13 protein-coding genes are annotated in these 16,959 nt (G+C 65.5%); 5 read left to right on the top strand and 8 right to left on the bottom strand.

Annotated elements, in window-relative coordinates; genetic code table 11:
* The first annotated feature begins 7 nt into the window (after positions 1-7).
* The 4 genes from FG99_RS29115 to FG99_RS29100 are packed head-to-tail and all read left to right on the top strand — an operon-like array spanning position 8 to position 6,743.
* Positions 8-787: a PilW family protein gene (locus FG99_RS29115; protein WP_043273644.1), complete on the top strand. Its 780-nt coding sequence runs from the start codon at positions 8-10 to the stop codon at positions 785-787.
* The gene (locus tag FG99_RS29110; RefSeq protein WP_043273643.1) at positions 784-1,317 is read left to right on the top strand and encodes a pilus assembly PilX family protein; all 534 of its coding nucleotides are present in this window, start codon (positions 784-786) and stop codon (positions 1,315-1,317) included. Before FG99_RS29115 ends, FG99_RS29110 begins: the two co-directional genes overlap by 4 nt.
* A gap of 15 nt (positions 1,318-1,332) precedes the next feature.
* Positions 1,333-6,300 (top strand): PilC/PilY family type IV pilus protein, encoded by a 4,968-nt coding sequence (locus FG99_RS29105; RefSeq protein WP_043273642.1) that lies wholly within the window; start codon positions 1,333-1,335, stop codon positions 6,298-6,300.
* Positions 6,301-6,311: 11 nt separating this feature from the next.
* The gene (locus tag FG99_RS29100) at positions 6,312-6,743 is read left to right on the top strand and encodes a type IV pilin protein (protein ID WP_043273641.1); all 432 of its coding nucleotides are present in this window, start codon (positions 6,312-6,314) and stop codon (positions 6,741-6,743) included.
* A gap of 280 nt (positions 6,744-7,023) precedes the next feature.
* On the opposite strand, the gene ispH is transcribed toward FG99_RS29100, so the two are convergent.
* The 6 genes from ispH to murJ all read right to left on the bottom strand — a co-directional run bounded on the left by ispH (position 7,024) and on the right by murJ (position 14,441).
* Positions 7,024-7,968, bottom strand: coding sequence for a 4-hydroxy-3-methylbut-2-enyl diphosphate reductase (ispH, locus tag FG99_RS29095; RefSeq protein WP_043273640.1), 945 nt, complete (start codon positions 7,966-7,968; stop codon positions 7,024-7,026).
* An 81-nt stretch (positions 7,969-8,049) separates the two neighbouring features.
* Positions 8,050-8,502 carry an FKBP-type peptidyl-prolyl cis-trans isomerase gene (gene fkpB / locus FG99_RS29090; protein ID WP_043273639.1) on the bottom strand — a complete coding sequence of 151 codons (453 nt, stop codon included), beginning with the start codon at positions 8,500-8,502 and terminating at the stop codon, positions 8,050-8,052.
* A complete protein-coding gene (gene lspA / locus FG99_RS29085; protein ID WP_043273638.1) occupies positions 8,495-9,007 on the bottom strand; it encodes a signal peptidase II in 513 nt (170 codons plus the stop codon). Before lspA ends, fkpB begins: the two co-directional genes overlap by 8 nt.
* The gene (ileS, locus tag FG99_RS29080; protein ID WP_043273635.1) at positions 9,000-11,834 is read right to left on the bottom strand and encodes an isoleucine--tRNA ligase; all 2,835 of its coding nucleotides are present in this window, start codon (positions 11,832-11,834) and stop codon (positions 9,000-9,002) included. Before ileS ends, lspA begins: the two co-directional genes overlap by 8 nt.
* A 23-nt stretch (positions 11,835-11,857) precedes the next feature.
* Entirely contained in the window at positions 11,858-12,796 is a 939-nt protein-coding gene (gene ribF, locus FG99_RS29075; RefSeq protein ID WP_009617557.1) for a bifunctional riboflavin kinase/FAD synthetase, read from the bottom strand.
* 106 nt (positions 12,797-12,902) lie between these two features.
* Positions 12,903-14,441, bottom strand: a complete 1,539-nt coding sequence (gene murJ / locus FG99_RS29070; protein ID WP_043273634.1) for a murein biosynthesis integral membrane protein MurJ — start codon at positions 14,439-14,441, stop codon at positions 12,903-12,905.
* Positions 14,442-14,684: 243 nt separating this feature from the next.
* Here murJ and rpsT point away from each other — a divergent pair, with 243 nt between their 5' ends.
* Complete coding sequence (rpsT, locus tag FG99_RS29065) at positions 14,685-14,954, top strand: 30S ribosomal protein S20 (RefSeq protein WP_009617555.1); 270 nt, start codon at positions 14,685-14,687, stop codon at positions 14,952-14,954.
* Between the two features lie 358 nt (positions 14,955-15,312).
* Here the strand turns inward: rpsT and FG99_RS29060 are convergent, their stop codons facing one another.
* Positions 15,313-15,789, bottom strand: a complete 477-nt coding sequence (locus FG99_RS29060; protein ID WP_051879370.1) for a CreA family protein — start codon at positions 15,787-15,789, stop codon at positions 15,313-15,315.
* Between the two features lie 26 nt (positions 15,790-15,815).
* Positions 15,816-16,934 (bottom strand): glutamate 5-kinase, encoded by a 1,119-nt coding sequence (gene proB / locus FG99_RS29055; protein ID WP_009617553.1) that lies wholly within the window; start codon positions 16,932-16,934, stop codon positions 15,816-15,818.
* Positions 16,935-16,959 lie beyond the last annotated feature (25 nt).

Here is a 16,959-nt window from a genome sequence, read left to right as displayed (position 1 = left end):
GACCAGCATGCAGAAGCGCCAGCAAGGCCTGTCCCTGATCGAGCTGATGGTCGCCCTGACCGTCAGCAGTTTCCTGATCATCGGGATAGTGCAGATCTTCATCGACAACAAGAACACCTTCGTCTTCCAGCAGGCCCAGACGGAGAACCAGGAAAACAGCCGCTACACCTTCCTGCTGCTCGACCAGGAACTGAGCAAGACCGGCTACCGGCGCCAGCCCGACCGCGGGTTCGATACCAGTTTCCCGGCGGCAGACTCAAGCAGCGGAGCCCCGGAGGGATGCGCATTCGCCAAGGGTCAGACTGTCACGCTGGCCAGCGACAGCGGCATCTGCATCCGCTATGAACCCCGCGACCCCGACGAGCGCAACTGCCTGGGGGCGAAGCCCGCCGACGGAACCGTTCCCGACGAGCCCTACACCACCAGCACGCTGACCGTGATGGAAAAGTTCTTCATCGAAGACAACGAACTCAAGTGTGCAGCGGGTGAAGATGAGCCAGGGACCATCCTAAGAGGCGTCGCCGACATTCAGTTCGAGTACGGAGTCGGCCCCCAGACCGATGAACGCCAGGTAGATACCTATACCACCTCCCCGGGTACCCAGCCGATCCGGGCAGTGCGCTATGCCGCTCTTATGGTGAGTTCGGTCAATGCCCGCCAGGGCATGGATAGCGCCACCCTGACGCAATGGAAGGCCCGCTATCCCGACTCCGGCATCGGCACCGACAGCGGGCAGCTCTACCAGATCGCCCAAGGCTCGATCACCCTCAGGAACCTCATGCCATGAATGCATCCCGCCAGTCGCAGCAGGGCGCAATCCTGTTCGTCTCGCTGATCATCCTGCTGGTCATCTCCGTGCTGGCCATCTCCAGCGTCCGCCAGTCGGCGCTGGAAGCCCGTATCACCGGAAGCGTGGCCGAGGAGAAGCGCCTGTTCAACGGCGCCGAATCGGCGCTACGCAACACCGAGGAGAGCCTCAGCGAGTCGCTGCTGCCGCCCGACCGCTGCCCGGCGGACGCCACCACCGATGACCTGCCCTGTATCTGGAACAAGACCGCCAACGATTATGCCCAGGACTTCTCCGACGCCATGGGCTACACCGGCACGGGCGTTACGCCCTCCACGCAGACAACCACTGTCAGTCGCTACATGATCGCCGCCCCCAGCGGCAACGTCGGCGGCCAGTCGATCAACCCCGAGTACGGCTCGATGATGCTGGGCAACGGCACCTTCTTCTATGAAGTGAACAGCCGCGCCTCCAGCAACAACCGCACGGCCCCACTGCGCTCCGTGGTGGCCCGGGTATACAACAACTGACCCCCAGGCACTGACATGAAGACTCTCCGCCAAACCGCGATCAACGCCAGCGCCAGCCTGCTCTGCGCCCTCCTGCTTCCGTGCGCCAGCGCCTGGGCAGACATCGACATCTCGCGCACCCCGGTCTTCGTCAACGACTCGGTGCCACCGTTGAACATGCTGGTCATGGGCCGTGACCACAAGCTGTATTACGAGGCCTACAACGACGCCTCCGACCTCAATGGCGACGGCATTCTCGACGTGGGCTACAAGGGGCACCTGGACAAGGAACACGGCGGCATCGACTACTACGGCTACTTCAACTCGTTCGCCTGCTACGACTACAGCGACGGCCGCTTCAGCCCGGTCAGCGCCACCACCGACAAGAAGTGCCCTGGCCACTGGAGCGGCGACTTCCTCAACTACCTGGCCACCTCGCGCATGGACGCCCTGCGCAAGGTGCTCTACGGCGGCTACCGGGTGGAGGACACCACCACCTCCACCGTGCTGCAAGGCTCCTACGTTCCCCAGGACGACCACGCCTGGGGCAAGGAATACCTGAGCGAGGCCTACGACGGCTACCGCATTTCCGACTACACCCCGCTGAGCCAGCCGGCGGCCGGCGGCTACCGCCACCTGTTCGCCGTGGTGTCGCTGACCCAGGACACCGGCGTGCCGCAGTTGCGCACCCTGACCAACACCAGCTTCCGCATCTGGAACTGGGTGTCGAAGGAGCGGCCGGTAGCCGGCAGCACCTGCGTGAACAGTTCCGGCTCGGAGGTCAACTGCACCAGTGGCGGCCCCAGTGGCGGCAACTGGACCATCGTGCCCGCCGACCAGATGTCGGGCCTGACGCTCACCACCTGGAAGGACTCGCGCTCGACTTCCACCAACAAGTCGCAGATGGACGACCTGTTCAACAACTACAGCAGCAACTCTGCAAAATGCGGTAGCGGAACGCCATCATTCACCAACATAAGCACCGGCCAGAACTTCACCAACCCCTACTCCGCTAACGGCTGTGGCCAGGATGGCTATCACACGCTGATCACCGGCACCCTGACCCCGGCGCTGACGGGCGTCTACCAGTTCTCGGTGGACGGTGACGACGCGGTCGAATTCCAGGTCAATGGCGTTACCGCGTCCTACTATGGCGACCACGGCAAGGCCGGCGGCGGCGGCAACGGCACCACCGCCTCGGTAACGCTCACCGCGGGTACCGCCTATACCTTCAAGTTCCGTCACGAGGAAAATAGCGGCGACGCCAACTTCTACCTGTACTGGAAGACCCCGGCCACCGGCACCAGCGAGATGACCGACAGGAACGTCAAGGTCTCGGTCTGCCCCAGCGGCACCGACAACGCCGGCCTGCGCGAAAGCAACTGCACCGCCTACGGCAACGGCTTCAAGCCGACCGGTATCCTTCACGACTACGGCGCCACCAACAAGATGTACTTCGGCCTGCTCACCGGCTCGTTCCAGAAGAACATCAGCGGCGGCGTGCTGCGCAGCCAGTTGCAGAGTTTCTCCAAGGAGTACAGCTCGACCACCGGGCAATACTGCTTCGCCGGCACCAACGTGTGCGGTTCCGACGGCGTGACCAACGGCATCGTGGCGACCATCAACAAGCTGCGCATCATCGACTTCAACTACGGCGACCATACCTACGGCTGCGGCTGGATCACCACGCGCCCGATCACTCAGAACGACACCTGCTACATGTGGGGCAATCCGATCGGCGAAATGATGTACGAGACGATGCGCTACTTCTCCGGTGAAACAACGCCCACCAGCACCTATGACTATGGCTCCGGCAACAGCAAGGACAAGGACGTGCTGGGCCTTCCGCGCATCGGCACCTGGACCCCGCCCTACAAGTCGACCGCCAACCCCAATGGCTACCCCGTGTGCTCGGTCCCGGCCATGACGGTCATCAGCGACATCAACCCGTCCTATGACTTCAAGCTGCCGGGCAGCAAATGGTCCACCGACGTTTCGGCGCCCTCCTCAGGATCGCTGGCGGGCCTGAACGTCTCCACCGAGGCGGACAAGATCTGGGCAGCCGAAGGGGGTGGCAGCAAGTCCATCTTCATCGGCGAATCCAACGGTGTCGCCGACAGTGCCCCCACAGCCAAGACCGTCAGCAACCTGTCCACCGTCCGCGGTTTGGCGCCGGAGGAACCCAGCAAACAGGGCACTTACTACTCCGCTGCCGTGGCGCGCTATGGCGCGAACAACAAGATCGGCGGCGACAAGGCCCTGTTGACCTACTCGGTAGCACTGGCCTCGCCCCTGCCGACCATCAAGTTCCCCGTCACCAGCAATGGCGTCACCAGCGTGGTGACCGTGGTGCCCTTCGCCAAGTCCGTCGGTGGCAGCAGCATCGACGCGAACGGCAGCTTCCAGCCCACCGACCAGATCGTCGACTACTACGTGGAGAAGTTCGCCAATACTTCGCCAGCCTGTAATGGCGGCACGCCCAGCCTGGTCAGCGACTGCGACGCCACCCTCAACGGCGGCCGTCCCTACGCCAAGTTCCGCATCAACTACGAGGACGTGGAACAGGGCGCCGACCATGACATGGACGCCATCGCCCTGTATGAATTGCTGGTCAACGATCAGGGCAAGCTGGTCATCAACATGACCTCCGAATACGCCGCCGGCGGCATCGACCAGCACATGGGCTACGTGATCTCCGGCACCACCAAGGACGGTATCTACCTTGAGGTCAAGGACCAGGGCGGCAACAACGTCGCCTACAAGCTGGATACTCCCGATGGTCGCGATCCCAACTACTGCAACGCGACCACCAAACCCAACGACTGCACCCTGAGCCGGCTCAGCTCCTCGCGCACCTTCACCCTGTCGGGCACCCCGGCGGCCACCTTCCTGGAGAACCCGTTGTGGTACGCCGCCAAGTACGGCACCAACGCGACCAACAACGACACCGATGGCAACGGCGTGCCGGACAACTACTTCCTGGTCACCAACGCCCTGACGCTGAAGGACCAGTTGAACAAAGCGTTCAACGACATCTACCAGCGCAACAGCTCCGTCTCCACCCCGTCGGTGGAGCGCCTGCAACCCGGCGCCTCGATCAGCGACGCGCGCTCGGTATACCGCTCCAACTTCCTGGTGGACGACTGGTCGGGCGACCTGATCAAGGAGACCATCAACCCGGCCACCTTCGCCCGCACCGTGGTCTGGCACGCCAAGGACCAGTTCCCGAGCACCCGTAACATCAAGTTCAAGGGCAGCAACGGCAGCCTGACCACCCTCACCCACAGCAACCTGTCGGGTGTGACCTACAACGGCGTCGACCTGCAGACCACCCTGACCTCCGCGCAGCTCGGCTACGTGCTGGGCGACCGCAGCGGCGAAGGCAGCAGCTTCCGCCGGCGCAGCACCCTGCTGGGCGACATCATCAACTCCAACCCGGTGGTGGTCTCCGGCGCCCAGTACCTGGCCTACCTGGCAGGCGCCATCGATGGCGGCTACCAGAAGTACGCCGACTTCATCGAAGCCAAGAAGACTCGCCGCACCCAGGTCTACGTCGGCGCCAACGACGGCATGCTGCACGCCTTCGACGGCACCACCGGCGTGGAGAAATTCGCCTTCGTGCCCCGCGCCGTCATCCCGAACCTGCAGTACCTGAGCAGCAAGGACTACACCGCCGCCCAGCACCGCTGGTTCGTCGACGGTAGCCTGACCGTGCGCGACGTCTACTACGACGACGCCTGGCATACCGTGCTGGTGGGCACCCTGGGCGCCGGCGGCAAGTCCGCCTTCGCCCTAGACGTGACCGACCCGGACAACATCGCCCTGCTCTGGGAGTTCGACGACGACAACGCCAGCAGCAAGGACAGTACCAACACGACGCTGAGCAACCTCGGCTTCACCATCCCCACTCCGGTGGTCGCCCGCCTGCACAGCGGTCAATGGGGCGTGCTGCTGCCCAATGGTTACAACAGCGCCAACAACAGCAGCGGCAAGGCGGTGATGTACGTGCTGGACATCAAGACCGGCACCGTCCTCAAGACACTGGAAGCACAGGGCGTCGCCGGTACCAACGGCTTGTCCAGCATCCGCGGCGCCGACAACAACAGCGATGGCATCATCGACTACGCCTACGCCGGCGACCTGCAGGGTAACCTGTGGCGCTTCGACCTGATCGACAGCTCCGCCACCAACCCCTTCGCCAACACCAACGTCCAGGCCTCGACCTTCAAGACATCCTTCAACGGCACCCCGCTGTACGTGGCCAAGGATGCCGACGGCAGTGGCGGTGTGCGCCAACCGATCACCGCGCCGCCATCGCTGGTACGCCATCCCTCGACCACTGGCTATCTGGTGATCTTCGGTACCGGCCGCTACCTGGGCACCGTCGACAAGACCAGCCCGTTCCAGTTGCAGACGCTCTACGGCATCTGGGACAAGAAGACCAAGGGCGAAGCGGTCACCAGCACGCCAACCCTGTCGCGGGCCAACCTGCAAGGGCAGACCATTTCGTCCCAGGTGAACGGTGCGACCTTCGCCGACAACACGGCCAACACCTTCGATATCCGTCTGCTCAGCCAGAACAGCGTGGACTGGACGACGAAAAGCGGCTGGTACCTGAACCTCCAGGTCACCGGGGGCAGCCTGGTAGGCGAGCGGATCGTCGACGAAATGGCGGCCCGTGGTCAGGCCCTGCTGATCAACACCCGCACACCCAGCCTGGATGTGTGCCAGGCTGGTGTGGAAGGCTGGTCGTACGGCCTCGACCCTTATACCGGCGGTCGCGCCGACTTCAACATCTTCGACTTCAGCCAGAACTTCGTGGTCGACCAGGGCGACGCCTACGTTTCCGGCGACACCAGCCAGGTGGTCTCCGGCTACAAGACCCCGGCCGGTGGCGCGGCGCTTTCCGGCAATACCCGCTTCACTGCCGACGGCGCGCCGATGAACATCAGCTTCGGCCCCGAGTCCACCGGACGCCAGACTTGGCGCGCAGCCCCGCAATGAGGAAGCAGTACATGAAGAAGACAGCGGGTTTCACCCTGATCGAGATGATGATCGTGGTGGCCATCATCGGCATCCTGGCGGCCATCGCCTATCCCAGCTACCAGGAATACGTCCTGCGCGGCAACCGCAGCGAAGGGCAGGCTCTGCTCAACGACGCGGCCGCGCGTCAGGAGCGCTACTTCGCCCAGAACAATGCCTATGTCACTGACCAAGACGACATCGGCAATTTGAATATGCGCAATACAAACGGCACGACCGTGACCTCGGATACCGGCAAGTACGCGCTGACCATCAGCAACCCCAACGGAAGCGGTGGCTACCTGCTGACGGCAACCCCGCAGGGCGTGCAGACGAGAGATACCAAATGCGGGAACCTGACGCTCAATGCCATGGGCACCCGCGGCGTCAGCGGCAGCACCAGTGTGAACGACTGCTGGAAGTGAAACGCTGCCCCTACGGAGCAGGAACAGGAGAAATGCCGTCGTAGGATGGGTTGAGCGAAGCGATACCCATCACCACGGCAGCATGGGTTTCGCAAGCTCAACCCATCCTACGCAGAGCACCTAGGCGCAGGCGGGATACAGCGTGGGAGCGGATTTATCCGCGATTCCGCCGGCAAAGGCCGGCGTTCGGTCGAATATGGCGATGGGTATCGCTTCGCTCCACCCGTCCTACGCCATGGCTCCTGGAGGGGACGGAAGATGCCGCCTGGCAGGAACGGGTTTAAACCGCCTTCACCCGCAGTTCCTTGGGCATCGAGAACGTAATGTTCTCCTCCCGCCCATCCAGTTCCACCTCGGGCTCCGCGCCCCATTTGCGCAGTTGTTCGATCACCCCGCGCACCAGCACTTCCGGGGCGGAGGCGCCGGCGGTGATGCCGATGCGCTGCTTGCCTTCGAACCATTCGCGCTTGAGGTCCTCGGCGCCGTCGATCAGGTAGCCGGGGGTGCCCATGCGTTCGGCGAGTTCGCGCAGGCGGTTGGAGTTGGAGCTGTTCGGACTGCCCACCACCAGCACCAGGTCGCACTGGTCGGCCAGGTCCTTGACCGCGTCCTGACGGTTCTGGGTGGCGTAGCAGATGTCGTTCTTGCGCGGGCCCTTGATGTGCGGGAATTTCGCGCGCAGGGCGTCGATCACCTTGGAGGTGTCGTCCATCGACAGGGTGGTCTGGGTGACGAAGTGCAGGGCCTCGGGGTCGCGCACTTGCAGCGCGGCCACGTCTTCCTCGTCCTCGACCAGGTAGATGTCGCCGCCGTTGTCGCGGTTGTACTGGCCCATGGTGCCTTCCACCTCGGGGTGGCCTTCGTGGCCGATGAGGATGCACTCCTGGCCATCACGGCTGTAGCGCACCACTTCCATGTGCACCTTGGTGACCAGCGGGCAGGTCGCGTCGAAGACCTTCAGGCCGCGGTTCTCGGCCTCCTTGCGCACGGCCTGGGACACGCCGTGGGCGCTGAAGATGACGATAGTGTCGTCCGGCACCTGGTCGAGTTCCTCGACGAACACCGCGCCGCGGTTGCGCAGGTTCTCCACCACGAACTTGTTGTGCACCACTTCATGGCGCACGTAGATCGGCGGGCCGAACACGTCCAGGGCGCGGTTGACGATTTCGATCGCCCGATCGACGCCGGCACAGAAGCCGCGGGGGTTGGCGAGTTTGATTTGCATGGTCGGTCTGTCTCGGCGCGCAGAGGGGATGGCGCGATGGGCATCGCTTGGCTCAACCCATCCTACGCCTGCGAAGGGCCCTCAGAGCGCCCTTACGTCGATGATTTCCACTTCGAAGGTCAGGCTCTTGCCGGCCAGCGGGTGGTTGAAATCGATGGTCACCTGCTGTTCGTCGAAGGCCTTGACCACGCCGGGCAGCTCGGTCTTGGCGGCGTCGTTGAAGATCACCAGCAGGCCTTCGGCCAGTTCCATGTCCTGGAACTGGTCGCGCGGCATCACCTGCACGTTGGCCGGGTTCGGCTGGCCGAAGCCCTGCTCCGGCTCGATGTTCAGGGTGCGCTTGTCGCCGGCCTTGAGGCCGAACAGCGCCTGCTCGAAGCCCGGCAGCAGGTTGCCGTCGCCGACCTTGAAGGTGGCCGGCTGCTTGTCGAAGGTGCTGTCGACGACGTTGCCGTCTTCCAGCTTGAGGGCGAAGTGCAGGGTGACTTCGGTATCCGCTCCGATGCGCTGGATATCACTGTTGCTGTCAGCCATGGGCGGTCTCTCCGGATTTCTTCGTCTTGAACATGTCCAGCGCCAGCATGATGGCGCCTACGGTGATGGCGCTGTCGGCCAGGTTGAACGCCGGGAAGTACCAGCGGTTCTGCCAGTGCACCAGGATGAAGTCGATCACGTGGCCGAGCACGATGCGGTCGTACAGGTTGCCCAGCGCGCCGCCCAGCACCAGGGCCAGGGCGATGGCCAGCCAGGTGTCGCTGGGCTTCAGGCGCTTGAGCCAGATGACCAGCACCGCGCTGACCACGATGGCGATCAGGGCGAACAGCCAGCGCTGCCAGCCGGAGCTGTCGGCCAGGAAACTGAAGGCCGCGCCGGTGTTGTAGGCCAGGGTCCAGCTGAACAGGTCGGGGATGACCACGATCTGCTGGTACAGGCTCAGCGTGCCTTCGAAGTAGGCCTTGCTGACCTGGTCGAGGACCAGGACCAGCACGGTTATCCACAGCAGGCCGAGACGGCCGAGGCGGCCGAAGCGGTTAGGCATAGTGGCGAACCTCACCCGCGCCTTCGATGTTCTCCACGCAGCGGCCGCAGATTTCCGGGTGCGCGGCGTGGCTGCCGACGTCCTCGCGGTGGTGCCAGCAACGGGCGCACTTGGCGTGGGCCGACTTCACCACCTTCAGCTTGAGGCCGGGCAGTTCGCTCTGCACGGCATCGGCCGGGGCATCGGCCAGGGGCGCGAGGGTGGCGGTGGAGGTGATCAACACGAAGCGCAGCTCGTTGCCCAGCTTGCCCAGGCTACGGGCCAGGTCGTCCTCGGCGTAGAGGGTGACCTCGGCCTGCAGGTTGCCGCCGATGGCCTTGGCGGTGCGCTGGTTCTCCAGCTCCTTGTTGACCGCGGCCTTGGCGGCCATGACCTGCTCCCAGTAGGCGCGGCCCAGCTCGGCGTCGGCCGGCAGTTCGGACAGGCCGTCGTACCAGGTGGTCAGCATGACCGACTCGGCGCGCTCGCCGGGCAGGAACTTCCACACTTCCTCGGCGGTGAAGGCGAGGATCGGCGCGACCCAGCGCACCAGCGCCTCGGCGATGTGGAACAGCGCGGTCTGGCAGGAGCGGCGGGCGACGCTGTCGGCCTGGGTGGTGTACTGGCGGTCCTTGATGATGTCCAGGTAGAAGCCGCCCAGCTCCTGCACGCAGAAGTTGTGCACCTTGGAGTAGACGTTCCAGAAGCGGTACTCGCGGTAGGCCTCTTCCAGCTCGCGCTGCAGCAGCAGGGCGCGGTCCACGGCCCAGCGGTCCAGGGCCAGCAACTGGTCGTTGGGCAGCAGGTCCTTGGCCGGGTCGAAGCCGGTCAGGTTGGAGAGCAGGAAGCGCGTGGTGTTGCGGATGCGCCGGTAGGCGTCGGCGCTGCGCTGCAGGATGGTCTGGGAGACCGCGATCTCGCCGGAGTAGTCGGTGGAGGCCACCCACAGGCGCAGGATGTCGGCGCCCAGGGTGTCGATCACGGTCTGTGGCACCACGGTGTTGCCCAGGGACTTGGACATCTTGCGGCCGGACTCGTCCACGGTGAAGCCGTGGGTCAGCAGCTGGCGGTACGGCGCGTGGCCGTCGATGGCGCAGCCGGTCAGCAGCGAGGAGTGGAACCAGCCGCGGTGCTGGTCGGAACCTTCCAGGTAGAGGTCGGCGGCCGGGCCATCGGCATGGCCCAGCTCGGCGTGGGAGCCGCGCAGCACGTGCCAGTGGGTGGTGCCGGAGTCGAACCAGACGTCCAGGGTGTCGTTGATCTTGTCGTACTGCGCGGCTTCGTCACCGAGCAGTTCGGCGGCGTCGAGCTTGAACCAGGCCTCGATGCCCTCCTTCTCCACGCGCTGGGCGACTGCTTCCATCAGCTCGACGGTGCGCGGGTGCAGCTCGCCGGTGGCCTTGTGCAGGAAGAACGGGATGGGCACGCCCCAGTTGCGCTGGCGCGAGATGCACCAGTCCGGGCGGCCGGCGATCATGCCGTGCAGGCGCGCCTGGCCCCAGCTGGGCACGAATTCGGTCTGGGTGATGGCTTCCAGCGCGCGCTCGCGCAGGGTGGCGCCGCTTTCGGGCTTTTTGTCCATGCCGACGAACCACTGCGCGGTGGCGCGGTAGATCAGCGGGGTCTTGTGGCGCCAGCAGTGCATATAGCTGTGGTTGATGCTGGCGTGCTTGAGCAGCGCGCCCACTTCGTCCAGCTTGGCGACGATGTTCGGGTTGGCCTTCCAGATGAACTGGCCGCCGAAGAACGGCAGGTCCTGGACGTACACACCGTTGCTCTGCACGGGGCTGAGGATGTCGTCGTTGCTCATGCCGTACTGCTTGCAGGTACGGAAGTCGTCCTCGCCGTAGGCCGGCGCGGAGTGGACGATGCCGGTGCCGGCGTCCAGGGCCACATACTCGGCCAGGTAGATCGGCGAGAAGCGCTCGTAGAACGGGTGGCGGAAGCGGATCAGGTCCAGCGCCTCGCCCTTGGCGGTGGCGATGACCTGGCCTTCCAGGCCGTAGCGCTGCAGGCAGGACTCGACCAGTTCCTCGGCCAGCACCAGCAGGCGCGCGCCGGTGTCGACCAGGGCGTAGGTGAATTCGGGGTGGACGTTCAGCGCCTGATTGGCCGGGATGGTCCAGGGGGTGGTGGTCCAGATGACGATGGCGGCGGGCTTGGCCAGGCTCTGCAGGCCGAAGGCGGCGGCCAGCTTGCCTTCGTCTTCCACCGGGAAGGCGACGTCGATGGCGTCGGACTTCTTGTCGGCGTACTCGACTTCCGCCTCGGCCAGGGCCGAGCCGCAGTCGAAGCACCAGTTCACCGGCTTCAGGCCCTTGAACACGAAGCCCTGCCTGACCATCTCGGCCAGGGCGCGGATCTCGCCGGCCTCGTTGGCGAAGTTCATGGTCTTGTAGGGGTTGTCCCACTCGCCGAGCACGCCCAGGCGGATGAAGTCGGCCTTCTGCCCTTCGATCTGCTCGCTGGCGTAGGCGCGGCACAGTTCGCGGGTCTTGTCCGCCGGCAGGTTCTTGCCGTGGGTGGTCTCGACCTTGTGCTCGATGGGCAGGCCGTGGCAGTCCCAGCCCGGCACGTAGGGGGCGTCGTAGCCGGCCAGGGTGCGCGAGCGGACGATCAGGTCCTTGAGGATCTTGTTGACCGCGTGACCGATGTGGATGCTGCCGTTGGCGTAGGGCGGGCCATCGTGCAGGATGAATTTCGGGCGACCTTCGCCGGCCTTCCGCAGCTTCTGGTACAGGCCGATGTCGTTCCAGAACTTCAGGGTTTCCGGCTCGCGCTGGGGCAGGCCGGCTTTCATCGGGAACTGGGTATCGGGAAGGTTCAGCGTGGCTTTGTAGTCGGTCATCTCAGGGCCTGTTCGGAATTTCTTCAATCAAGCGGTTGGCCCAGCCAGTAGGCCCGGGCGGCGGCTATGTCGGCGAGGATCGCCGCCTTCAGTGCCTCGAGGGAGGCGAAGCGCTGCTCATCTCGCAGCTTCTGGTGGAAGGTCACATCCAGGTGCAGGCCGTAGAGGTCGCCGGCGAAGTCCAGCAGATGCACTTCCAGGTGGGGCCGGCCATCACCGTTGACCGACGGCCGCGTGCCGATGTTGGCCACCCCGTTGACGCGCTGGCCGGCCACTTCCGTGCTGACCAGGTAGACGCCGTTCAGCGGCGCCTTGCGGCGCTTGAGCTGGATGTTGGCGGTGGGCGAACCCAGGGTGCGGCCGAGCTTCTGCCCGTGCAGCACCCGCCCGCTCAGGCGGAACGGCCGGCCCAGCAGGCGCTCGGCCTGGTGCAGGTCGCCGTCGGCGAGCACCTTGCGGATGCGCGAGCTGCTCACCCGCATGCCGTCGACTTCCACCGTGGTGGCGGCCTCGACGGTGAAGCCCTGCTCGGCGCTGGCCCGGACCAGGAAGGCGAAGTCGCCGGAACGGTCGCAGCCGAAGCGGAAGTCGTCGCCCACTTCCAGGTGGCGCACCGCCAGGCCGTCCACCAGCACCTGGCGGACGAACTCGGCGGCCGACAGTTCGCGCAGGCGGCGGTTGAAGGTCAGGCACAGGACGAAGTCGACGCCCTGCTCGCGCAGCAGTTCGAGCTTCTCGCGCAGGCGCGTCAGGCGCACCGGCGCGGCATCCGGGGCGAAGTACTCGCGCGGCTGCGGCTCGAAGATCACCACGCAGCTGGGCACGCCCAGCTCCTGCGAGCGCTCGCGCAGACGCGCCAGGATCGCCTGGTGGCCAAGGTGGACGCCGTCGAAATTGCCGATGGTGGCAACGCAGCCCCCGGACAGGGGCCGCAGGTTGTGGAGGCCTCGAAGCAGCTGCATAGCGCGCGTATTGCTCAGAAAGTGGTCGATTATACCTGCACCCGCCGCCGCGCGACAGGCACAAAGCCGCCGCGCGTCACGGATGCACCCAAGTGCCGGCGCCGGGCTAGCTCACCGCCCGCCGCGAGAAGTCGCGCAGGCGGAAGCCCAGCAGCGCCAGCATACCGAAATAGGCCACCACGCCGGCCGCCACCAACGCGCCCAGGCGCGCCAGGCGCAGCGGCATGCCGCCCAGGTCCCAGGCCGGCATGAAATGCATCAGGCCCAGCAGCACGGCGGACATCACCAGCACCGCCAGCACCAGCTTGCCGAGGAACTTCGCCCAGCCCGGCTGCGGCTCGAACAGGTCGTGCTTGCGCAACTGCCAGTACAACAGACCGGCGTTGAGGCAGGCCGCCAGGCTGATGGCCAGGGCCAGGCCCGCGTGCTTGAGCGGGCCGATGAAGACCAGGTTCATCGCCTGGGTGGAAACCAGGGTGAAGAGTGCGATCTTCACCGGCGTGCGGATGTTCTGCCGGGCATAGAAGCCCGGCGCCAGCACCTTGACCAGAATGATCCCGAGCAGGCCCACGGCGTAGGCGATAAGCGCGCGCTGGGTCATGAGCGCGTCGTTGGCGCTGAACTTGCCGTACTGGAACAGCGACACGGTCAGCGGCTCGGCGATCAGCGCCAGGGCCAGGGCGCAGGGCAGCACCAGCAGGAAGCACAGGCGCAGGCCCCAGTCCATCAGGCGCGAATACTCGTGGCGGTCGTCGCTGGCGTAGGTCTTGGCCAGGGACGGCAGCAGGATGGTGCCCAGGGCCACGCCCAGCACGCCGGAGGGCAGCTCCATCAGGCGGTCGGCGTAGTACATCCAGGACACGGAGCCTGCGGCCAGGAAGGAGGCGAAGATGGTGTTGATGATCAGCGAGATCTGGCTCACCGACACGCCGAGGATCGCCGGGCCCATCTGCTTGAGCACGCGCCACACGCCGCTGTCACGCAGGTTAAGGCGCGGCAGCACCAGCATGCCGATCTTCTTCAGGTGCGGCAGTTGGTAGAGCAGCTGCGCCAGGCCGCCGGCCAGCACCGCCCAGCCCAGGGCCATCACCGGCGGGTCGAAGTACGGGGTGAGGAACAGCGAGAAGGCGATCATGCTGACGTTCAGCAGGGTCGGCACGAAGGCCGGCACCGAGAAGCGGTTCCAGGTATTGAGGACGGCCCCGGCCAGGGAGGCCAGGGAAATCAGCAGGATGTAGGGGAAGGTCACCCGCAGCAGCGCTGTGGTCAGGTCGAACTTCTCCGGGGTGTCGGCGAAACCCGGCGCGGTGATCCAGATCACCCAGGGCGCGGCGAGGATGCCCAGCGCGGTGACCAGCGCCAGCACCAGGGTCAGCAGGCCGGAGACATAGGCGATGAAGGTGCGGGTGGCCTCCTCGCCCTGCTGCGTCTTGTATTCGGCGAGGATCGGCACGAAGGCCTGGGAGAAGGCGCCCTCGGCGAAGATGCGGCGCAGCAGGTTGGGCAGCTTGAAGGCGACGAAGAAGGCGTCGGTGGCCATGCCGGCGCCGAACATGCGCGCGACTATGGTGTCCCGGACGAAGCCGAGCACCCGCGAGATCATGGTCATGGAGCTGACCGCGGCCAGCGATTTGAGTAGGTTCATTGCATCCGGGACTTGTCAGCGCAGGGTGGCCCTGCCCGCGGGGCGGCCGGATCGCCCGGCGGCCAGTAAAGGGCGTCGAGTGTATGGCCGCCGGTCGAATAAATCACCCACCCAGTCCGCGAATCCCCGGCCATGCCGCTCGTCGGAGGCCGCTCATACCCTTGACAAGGCACGGACTCGACGGCATCATTCGCGGCCTTAATTTATTCGCTATATCCCAAGTTTTTCTCGAGGAGCTCGACGGTGGCCAACACACCTTCCGCCAAAAAACGCGCCAAACAGGCTGAGAAGCGTCGCAGCCACAACGCCAGCCTGCGTTCCATGGTTCGTACCTACATCAAGAACGTAGTCAAGGCAGTCGATGCCAAGGACCTGCCCAAGGCCCAGGCCGCTCTGGTTGCCGCCGTACCGGTCATCGACCGCATGGCTGACAAAGGCATCATCCACAAGAACAAGGCCGCTCGCCACAAGAGCCGTCTGAACGCCCACGTGAAGGCCCTGGCCACCGCGTAAGCGTTCCGTTCTTGAAAAACCGGCCCCAGTGGCCGGTTTTTTATTGCCTGCGAAAAGCCTAAACCCGGCCCCAGACCGTAGGAGCGGAGCTTCTCCGCGAGCCGTAATCCCCTGCGCGATTCGCGGATAAGATCCACTCCTACGCCGCCCCACCCACGCATTTCCCTGTAGGAGCGCGCCCTGCGCGCGAATCGCGGGCAGGGCCCGCTTACGCCGCCAGGGAAGCACGGCTTTTCGTAGGATGGTGTTGAGCGAAGCGATACCCATCACCACGGCAGCATGGGTATCGCAAGCTCAACCCATCCGACGAAGAGCACATCGGCGCAAGACAGTTGCTCCTACGAAAAGCGGAAGGCTTTTATTTCGTCGGCCAGGGCATGATCGGGATGGCGGTCACCGCGTTCTGCGGACTGCCTTCGATGATGCGGTCGCTGTAGACGAGGTAGACCAGCGCGTTGCGCTTCTTGTCGAAGAAGCGCACCACCTGCATGGACTTGAATACCAGCGAGGTGCGCTGCTTGAACACCTCCTCGCCATCCTTGAGCTCGCCGGCGAAGCGGATCGGCCCGACCTGGCGGCAGGCGATGGACGCCTCGGCGCGGTCCTCGGCCAGGCCCAGGCCGCCCTTGACGCCGCCGGTCTTGGCCCGCGACAAGTAGCAGGTCACCCCTTCCACCTTGGGATCGTCGAAGGCCTCGACCACGATCTTGTCGTTCGGCCCCACCCACTTGAACACCGTGGAGACCTCGCCGATCTCCTCCGCGCCCGCCAGCGCCGGCAGCATCAGCAGACCGGCGCACACGCTCTTCCATAGCCCCACGGATGACAACCTCATGGACGACAGCTTCATCGGTGACTCCTTCAGACCAGCACGAGGTTGTCGCGGTGCACCAGCTCCGGGCCGTCGACGTAGCCGAGCAGGCCCTCGATGGCATCGGTCGGCTGGCCGATGATCTTCTGCGCCTCCAGGGCGCTGTAGTTGGCCAGGCCACGGGCGATCTCGCGGCCCTGCGGGTCCACGCAGACCACCATCTCGCCACGGCGGAAGCTGCCCTGGACCTGCTTCACGCCCACCGGCAGCAGGCTCTTGTGGTCCTCGGCGATGGCCTTGACCGCGCCGGCGTCCAGCACCAGGGTGCCGCGCATCTGCAGGTGGCCGGCCAGCCACTGCTTGCGGGCGGCCTTGCGGCTTTGCTCGGGGGTCAGCAGGGTGCCCAGGCGCTCGCCGGAGCGCAGGCGGTCGAGCACGCGCTCGATGCGCCCGCCGACGATCACCGTGTGCGCGCCGGAACGCGCCGCCAGGCGCGCCGCGCGCAGCTTGGTCTGCATGCCGCCGCGGCCGAGGGCGCCGGCGCTGCCGCCGGCCACCAAGTCGAGCTGGGCGTCGTCAGCGCGGGCTTCATAGATCAACTGGGCTTCGGGATTGTTGCGCGGGTCGGCGTCGAACATGCCGTCGCGGTCGGTGAGGATCACCAGCAGGTCGGCCTCCACCAGGTTGGCCACCAGGGCCGCCAGGGTGTCGTTGTCGCCGAAGCGGATTTCGTCGGTGACCACGGTGTCGTTCTCGTTGATCACCGGGATCACGCCGAGGTCGACCAGGGTGCGCAGGGTGTTGCGGGCGTTCAGGTAGCGCTTGCGGTCGGACAGGTCGTCATGGGTCAGCAGCACCTGGGCGGTCTGCAGGCCGTGCTGGCCGAAGCTGGACTCCCAGGCCTGCACCAGCCCCATCTGGCCGACGGCCGCCGCCGCCTGCAGCTCGTGCATGTCGCTCGGGCGGGAGACCCAGCCCAGGCGGCTCATGCCCGCCGCCACGGCGCCGGAGGACACCAGCACCAGCTCGACGCCCGCGCAGTGCAGCGCGACCATCTGCTCGACCCACACCGCCATGGCGTCGCGGTCCAGCCCGCGGCCATCGGCCGTGAGCAGGGCGCTGCCGATCTTCACCACCCAGCGCCGCGCGCCGGTCACTTTCTCACGCATACATCAACCTTACGAAGTCAGGTTT

Origin of the sequence: Pseudomonas sp. AAC (genome assembly GCF_000725445.1) — a bacterium.
Lineage (GTDB): Bacteria > Pseudomonadota > Gammaproteobacteria > Pseudomonadales > Pseudomonadaceae > Pseudomonas > Pseudomonas citronellolis.
The sequence above is the reverse complement of the archived record's forward strand: the minus strand, read 5'-3'. Positions and strand labels throughout refer to the sequence as shown.